At 64.2% G+C, this 6792-nt stretch carries 6 protein-coding genes and 1 pseudogene; 5 read left to right on the forward strand and 2 right to left on the reverse strand.

The window, feature by feature from the left end; genetic code table 11:
- Positions 1–29 precede the first annotated feature (29 nt).
- The 4 genes from DQW77_RS16290 to DQW77_RS16305 all read left to right on the forward strand — a co-directional run bounded on the left by DQW77_RS16290 (position 30) and on the right by DQW77_RS16305 (position 4510).
- Positions 30–878: an ArsR family transcriptional regulator gene (locus DQW77_RS16290; protein WP_113259277.1), complete on the forward strand. Its 849-nt coding sequence runs from the start codon at positions 30–32 to the stop codon at positions 876–878.
- Entirely contained in the window at positions 875–1873 is a 999-nt protein-coding gene (locus DQW77_RS16295; RefSeq protein ID WP_113259278.1) for an ArsJ-associated glyceraldehyde-3-phosphate dehydrogenase, read from the forward strand. The genes DQW77_RS16290 and DQW77_RS16295 overlap by 4 nt, the downstream gene beginning before the upstream one ends.
- Positions 1870–3150 (forward strand): organoarsenical effux MFS transporter ArsJ, encoded by a 1281-nt coding sequence (gene arsJ / locus DQW77_RS16300; RefSeq protein WP_113259279.1) that lies wholly within the window; start codon positions 1870–1872, stop codon positions 3148–3150. Before DQW77_RS16295 ends, arsJ begins: the two co-directional genes overlap by 4 nt.
- A 361-nt stretch (positions 3151–3511) precedes the next feature.
- Positions 3512–4510 (forward strand): type I glyceraldehyde-3-phosphate dehydrogenase, encoded by a 999-nt coding sequence (locus DQW77_RS16305; protein ID WP_113259280.1) that lies wholly within the window; start codon positions 3512–3514, stop codon positions 4508–4510.
- Between the two features lie 11 nt (positions 4511–4521).
- On the opposite strand, the gene DQW77_RS16310 is transcribed toward DQW77_RS16305, so the two are convergent.
- Entirely contained in the window at positions 4522–5205 is a 684-nt protein-coding gene (locus DQW77_RS16310) for a tyrosine-protein phosphatase (protein ID WP_113259281.1), read from the reverse strand.
- Positions 5206–5350: 145 nt separating this feature from the next.
- Between DQW77_RS16310 and DQW77_RS16315 the strand changes: the two genes are divergently transcribed.
- On the forward strand, positions 5351–6547 hold the full coding sequence (locus tag DQW77_RS16315) for an alanine--glyoxylate aminotransferase family protein (RefSeq protein ID WP_113259286.1): 1197 nt from the start codon (positions 5351–5353) through the stop codon (positions 6545–6547).
- 135 nt (positions 6548–6682) lie between these two features.
- Here DQW77_RS16315 and DQW77_RS18650 read toward each other — a convergent pair.
- Positions 6683–6792 (reverse strand): annotated as a pseudogene (locus DQW77_RS18650) (IS5/IS1182 family transposase); the annotation flags it as partial.

The raw sequence follows: 6792 nt of genomic DNA on the forward strand, positions 1-6792 counted from the left end.
ATGTCCAGTAATTCATTTATCCATGAAATATGGAAGATATGATTCCCGAACAGCTGACGACACTCGGCCACGCGCAGCGACTGGCCGTTTTCCGCATGCTCATGCGGCGCTATCCAGATGCGATTCCGGCGGGTGAACTGGCCACGGCCCTGAATTTCAAGGCCTCGACACTGTCGGTCTATCTGTCGTCGTTGCGGCGCGCGCGGTTGGTGCGTCAGACGCGTGCGGGCACGTCGCTGCTCTATCAGGCGGATGTCGCGGCGGCCGGCGCGCTCATCGGATATCTGTTCGAGGATTGTTGTCGCAGCAGGCCGGACCTGTGCCTGCCCCTTTCCCAAGCCCCGACACCATCAAGCGAAGGCATGCCAGCCATGGAAAAGCGCAAATTCAACGTTCTGTTCATCTGTACCGGAAACTCGGCCCGGTCCATCTTTGCCGAATGCCTGCTCAGGGATGAGGCCGGCGACCGGTTCGAGGCCTTTTCGGCGGGGACGGCGCCACGTACCGAACTCAACCCCTTCGCGATTGAGATGCTCGAATCGAAGGGGCACGACATCAAACCCCTCAGGGCCAAGAATGTTTCCGAGTTCCAGACCGACGATGCGCCGATGATGGATTTCGTCTTTACCGTCTGCGACACCGCGGCGAACGAGGATTGCCCGGCCTGGCACGGGCAGCCCGTATCCGGGCATTGGGGTCAGCCTGATCCGGTCAGGGCCGAGGGAACGGATGCCGAAAAGCGCCTCGCCTTTCAGCACGCCTATGGCGCGTTGCGAAACCGTATCCGGTCCTTCGCGGCGTTGCCCATCGATACCCTGGATCGTGTGACGCTGCAGGCACGGGTGGACGACATCGCCGGCATGGAGACCGACACATGACGACATACGCCATCAACGGCCTCGGCCGGATCGGGAAACTGGCGCTTCGTCCGCTGCTGGAAAGCGGTGCGGACGTGGCTTTCGTCAATGACGCGGTAGGAGACCCACAGATTCACGCGCACCTGCTGGAGTTCGATACGGTGCACGGACGCTGGCCCGCCCGGTTCGAGGCCGATGACGTGAGCATCACCATCGACGGCACCCGCATTCCCGCAACCGGCCTGCGTGATCCACGCGACCTGCCGCTGAGCGGGGTGGATGTAATGATCGACTGCACCGGCGCTTTCAAGACGGAGGCCGCGCTGGCACCGTATTTCGAGGCCGGGGTGAAAAAGGTGGTCGTCTCGGCGCCGGTCAAGGACGGGAATGCGGCCAACATCGTCTACGGTGTCAATCACGATATCTACGATCCGGCCCGGCACCACATCGTGACCGCGGCCTCGTGCACCACCAATTGCCTGGCGCCGGTGGTGAAGGTCATTCACGAGGGGCTGGGAATCCGCCACGGCTCAATGACAACGATCCATGACGTGACCAACACGCAGACCATCGTGGACCGCCCGGCGAAGGATTGGCGGCGGGCGCGTTCGGCACTCAATTCCCTTATTCCCACCACGACCGGCAGCGCGACGGCGATCACGCTGATCTATCCCGAACTGACCGGCAAGCTGAACGGTCACGCGGTGCGCGTGCCGCTGCTCAACGCGTCGCTCACGGATTGCGTCTTCGAGGTGACGCGCGAGACCACTGCCGAAGAAGTGAACGCGATGTTCCGTACCGCTGCCGAGGGCGACCTCAAGGGTATTCTGGGCTACGAGGAGCGCCCGCTCGTGTCCACGGATTATACCAACGATCCGCGGTCCTCGATTGTCGATGCGCCCTCGACCATGGTCGTGGGCGGTACGCAGGTGAAAATCTATGCATGGTACGACAACGAATGGGGCTATGCCTGCCGTCTCGTGGATGTGGCGCGCATGGTGGGTGCAGCGCTGTGACCGGGCGGGCGCCGGGTCTGTCGGCCTATATCGTCGTCACCGCGGCCTACTGGGCGTTCATGCTGACCGACGGTGCACTCAGGATGCTGGTGCTGCTGCATTTTCACACACTGGGCTTCACGCCTGTGCAGTTGGCCTATCTCTTCGTGCTCTACGAGGTGGCGGGTATCGTCACCAACCTTTCGGCGGGATGGATCGCGGCGCGGTTCGGGCTGACGACGACCCTTTATGCCGGGCTGGCGCTTCAGGTCGGGGCGCTGATGGCGCTGGCGCAGCTTGATCCGGACTGGGGCCTTGCCGTGTCGGTCGTCTACGTGATGGCGGTACAGGGGGCTTCCGGGGTGGCAAAGGACCTGTCGAAGATGAGTGCCAAGTCGGCAGTCAAACATCTTGCGCCCGACGCGCAGGGTGGCCTTTTCCGCTGGGTGGCGCTGCTGACCGGCTCGAAGAATGCCGTCAAGGGGCTGGGCTTCCTGCTGGGGGCCGCGCTTTTGGGGCTGGCCGGGTTCACCCCGTCGGTCCTGGGCATGGCGGCGGTGCTTGCGCTGATCCTTGTGGCGGCGGCACTGCGCATGCCTGCGGGCCTGCCGGTGGGTCGCAAGGAGGCGAAATTCCGCGAGGTCTTTTCGGACAGTGCCAATGTCAACTGGTTGTCGGCGGCGCGGGTCTTTCTATTCGGGGCACGGGACGTGTGGTTCGTGGTCGGCATCCCGGTCTATTTCTACGCGGTGCTGTCGGATGGCAGCGCGGAAGGCAACCGCGCGGCGTTCTTCACGATCGGCAGTTTCATGGCCGTCTGGACGATCCTGTATGGCGGGGTGCAGGCCTGGGCGCCACGGCTGTTGCGTGCAGCCTCCCGCCCGGAGGCCGAGATCGTGGCGGCGGCGCGTCACTGGGTGGCGTCGCTGGCGGTGGTTCCGGCGCTTCTCGCCGGGCTCGTGTGGTGGGCCGGGGCGCCGGCGCCCTGGCTCACGGGAACGCTGATCGGGGGGCTTCTGGTCTTCGGGGCGCTCTTTGCTGTCAATTCCTCGCTGCACTCCTACCTCATCCTTGCGTTCACGCAGGCGGAGCGGGTGACCATGGACGTGGGTTTCTACTACATGGCCAATGCCACGGGCCGGCTGCTTGGCACGGTGCTGTCGGGTGTGACCTATCAGGTGGGCGGTCTTGCCCTGTGCCTTGCCACGGCGGCAGCGATGGTGATCCTGAGCCGTATCGGTGCCGGACGGCTGACGCCGATGCCCGCTCCGGCGCGCGATCCGGGTCCGGCCGCCTGAATCCCGCGGTGGCCGCGCCGGGCGCGTCAGACAATGATAATACCGCTTCCCATGTTCCCTTCACGATGACTTCGAGGTGCCTTGGGGCGGATGGCGGGCGCCGGCGCGATACGGACAAACCCGCCACGCCGACAGGATCGGAAATCCGGAAGTTTCCAATAGGTTCCTGTTGATCACCAAGGAACCTCCCATCTTTGCAATTGTCCGGCGATGTCCGGCGCGAGGCGCAGCGCGGTCCTGCAAGCGGGCAGGACACAAGGCCCCGGCCCGCATGACAAGCCCCGCCCGATACTTGTGGCAACTGTTTTCCATCGAGGCATGATGCGGTAGCCATGTCACGACACGCAAAGGGAGCGCCCGGATGACACAGCGGCCTGTGAGGATCGCAATCAACGGCTTTGGCCGCATTGGGCGGACCATCCTGCGCATCCTGTTACAGGGGCGCAAGGACATCGAGCTTTCACTCATCAACGAGATCGAGCCCCCGGAAACCTGCGCCTATCTCTTTCGTTATGACAGTGTCTACGGGCCTTACCCAGAAGAGGTGAAGGCGGGAAACGGTGTTCTGGAGCTGGGCAGCCGCATGATTCCCTTTCATGCCGAGCATGATTTGCGGGCACTGGATCTTTCGGAGGTCGATCTGGTGCTCGAATGCACCGGCATGGCCGGTGCGCGCGCGATGGCCGAGCGGGGATTGCAGGCCGGAGCCGGCGCCGTCCTGGTGTCCGGTCCCTCGGCGGAAGCGGATATCACGGTGGTCATGGGTGCAAACGAGGCCGCACTCGGTGACGAGAAGATCATCTCCAACGCGTCCTGCACGACAAATGCGCTTGCTCCGCTAGCCCGGCTGATCGACGATGCGTATGGTCTGAAAAGCGGGCAGATGACGACCGTTCACTGTTATACCGGCAGCCAGCCAACGGTCGATAAACCCCGCGGAACACCGGAACGCAGCCGGGCGGCGGCACTGTCCATGGTGCCGACGACCACCAGTGCGCAGCACCAGACGGGGCTTGTGCTTCCGGCGCTCAGGGGCCGGATCGAGGCGCGTGCGATCAGGGTTCCAACTGCCAGCGTTTCCGCCATTGACCTGACTGTCGAAACACGCACGCCAGTGAGCGCGGCACGGGTCAACGCGCTGATGCGCGACGCGGCGGCCGGCTCGCCGGTCTTCGGGTGGGTTGATGAACCGCTGGTTTCCAGCGACTTGCGAGGGCGGCCCGAATCCCTGGTAATAAGCGGGATGGAAACCTCGGTTTCAGCGGGCGGTCTGCTGCGTGTCTTCGGATGGTACGACAACGAATGGGGGTTCTCCAGCCGGATGTTGGACCTGGCAGCCCTTATCGGCGTCCGCCGCTGAAACGGCGGCGGTCAGAAGATTGTCTTTTTCTTCGCGTCGAACTCGTCTTGAACGGCAAGATAGTCGTATTCCCGTGCGACCCAGTCCTCGAACGTGATCGGATCGCGGGCATTGCGGGCCTCATAGAGGTCCAGGATATGATCGAGTATGCCGGTCCTGGTCCATTTGAAATGGATGAACCGCGCCGAAAGCATGCGCCGCGCCTCGGGCATGGGGCGGCCCTCTATGGCCAGAAGGTAGATCGCTGAAGCGAAGCCGGCCCTGTCCGCCCCCGATTTGCAATGCATCACGAAAGGCTTCTCGATGTTCCGAAAGGCACGGATGAGGGCAAGAATATCCTCGGGCGGGGCGGCATACCGGGCATGCAGCGTCACGTTGACCAGTGTGAGCCCGACCTTGGCGCAGCTTTCTTCCTCGACGAGGAAATGCGCGGCCCCGGCCGCCCCGCGCAGGTTGAGGATGCTGCGGATACCCATGGCCTTGAGTTTCACGAAACGTTCATGCGTAGGCTGGTTGGCGCGGTAGACATCCGGTGCAACCGGGTGGAAGTTGGTCCAGAACCGGCGCAGGACCGCATGGTCGAACCACATGTTGTAGATATGGGCGCGGCGACGGTTCTCGGGCGTTGAAAGGTCCGTGTTGTAGGAGGCGCGCAATCGCTGTTCCCACTCGGTCAGACGTTTGATCGGGTTCATTCTGGACCTGTATTTTCCTGCCCCGGCGCCCATGCACGGGGTCGCTCCCATCTAGAGGCACGCGGCGTCCAAGGCAAGCCGGCGACAGGTGATTGACGGCGGGGCCAAGGTGCGTACAGTCGCCCGGCACAAAAGGGAGACGGGCATGACATCGGCGGGCGGTATTCCCTATCTTGCCATTCCGGGTCCTTCGGTGATGCCCGAGCGGGTGCTGCGCGCGATGCACCGGAGCGCGCCCAACATCTACGAGGGCGATCTGATCGATATGACCGCCGGTCTCATCCCGGATCTGCGTGCGGTGGCGCGGACCAGCGGGGATGTGGCGATCTATGTCGCCAACGGGCACGGTGCGTGGGAAGCGGCGCTTGCCAACACCCTGATGCCGGGGGACAAGGTGCTGACCATGGCCACCGGACGGTTCGGGCATGGCTGGGCCGATATCGCTGCGGGCCTGGGCGTGGAAACGGAGTTGATGGATTTCGGTCGCAGCGCCCCCGCCGATCCCGCGCGCCTTGAAGCCCGCCTGCGCGCCGATGCGGACGGGCGGATCAAGGCGGTTCTGGCCACGCATGTGGATACCTCCACCTCCGTGCGCAGTGACATGGCGGCGCTGCGTGCGGCGATCGATGCCGCCGGGCACCCTGCGCTGCTGATGGCCGATTGCATCGCCTCGCTTGCGTGCGACCGCTTCGAGATGGACCGGTGGGGCGTGGACGTGGCGGTTGCCGCCAGTCAGAAGGGCCTCATGGTGCCGCCGGGGCTCGGCTTCGTCTTTTTCGGTGAACGTGCGGCGCAGACACGTGCCGCCCTGCCGCGCGTCAGCCGGTACTGGGATTGGGGGCCGCGGGCTGATCCCGACGGTTTCTACCAGTATTTCGGTGGCACGGCGCCCACCCATCATCTCTATGGGCTGCGTGCCGCGCTTGACATGATCGCCGAAGAGGGGATCGGAGCCATCTGGGACCGTCACGCGCATCTGGCGCGCACCATATGGGCCGCGTGCGAGGCATGGTCCGATGGTGGACCGCTGGCGCTCAACGTGGCGGTCCCGGACCATCGCAGCCATGCGGTTACGGCGCTGCGGATCGGGGCCCCGCATGGCCGTGACCTTCGGCAGTGGCTCCGGGCCAACGCGGGTGTGACCCTGGGGATCGGGCTGGGAATGTCGGACCCCGATGATCCGGGCGGGGACGGGTATTTCCGCATCGGTCACATGGGTCATGTGAACGCGCACATGGTTCTTGGTGTCCTCGGTGCCATGCAGGCCGGGATGACGGCACTTGGCATCCCCCACGGCAGCGGGGCACTCGAGCGCGCGGCGTCTGTTGCCGCCGGGCCTTGAGGCTGTCGGCTTTGATCGGAAACGATCCGAAGACGCTTGCGCGGCCGCGCGCCCCAAGGCGGGCGCGTGCCCCTCGCGGGTACGACGGGCGGGCGACTCCGGTCTGGCGCAACGTGCACTAGGCGGCGTCTGCATTTAGCTGATCCAAGCCATTGCGCATGCGAGATCAACGAAGGCTTTGAATGAGCTGACGGATTTCTCGCAACGCAATGCGATCCTGCGGAAGCGTTTGATCTTATTGAAAA

It is taken from the genome of Roseovarius sp. TE539 (assembly GCF_003298505.1).
Taxonomy (GTDB): domain Bacteria; phylum Pseudomonadota; class Alphaproteobacteria; order Rhodobacterales; family Rhodobacteraceae; genus Roseovarius.

What these genes read in the sequence shown, in the direction of transcription:
- DQW77_RS16290 (WP_113259277.1), top strand. Translation starts at nt 30, where the DNA reads ATGGAAGATATGATTCCCGAACAGCTGACGACACTCGGCCACGCGCAG.
- DQW77_RS16295 (WP_113259278.1), top strand. Translation starts at nt 875, where the DNA reads ATGACGACATACGCCATCAACGGCCTCGGCCGGATCGGGAAACTGGCG.
- DQW77_RS16305 (WP_113259280.1), top strand. Translation starts at nt 3,512, where the DNA reads ATGACACAGCGGCCTGTGAGGATCGCAATCAACGGCTTTGGCCGCATT.
- DQW77_RS16310 (WP_113259281.1), bottom strand. Translation starts at nt 5,205, where the DNA reads ATGAACCCGATCAAACGTCTGACCGAGTGGGAACAGCGATTGCGCGCC.
- DQW77_RS16315 (WP_113259286.1), top strand. Translation starts at nt 5,351, where the DNA reads ATGACATCGGCGGGCGGTATTCCCTATCTTGCCATTCCGGGTCCTTCG.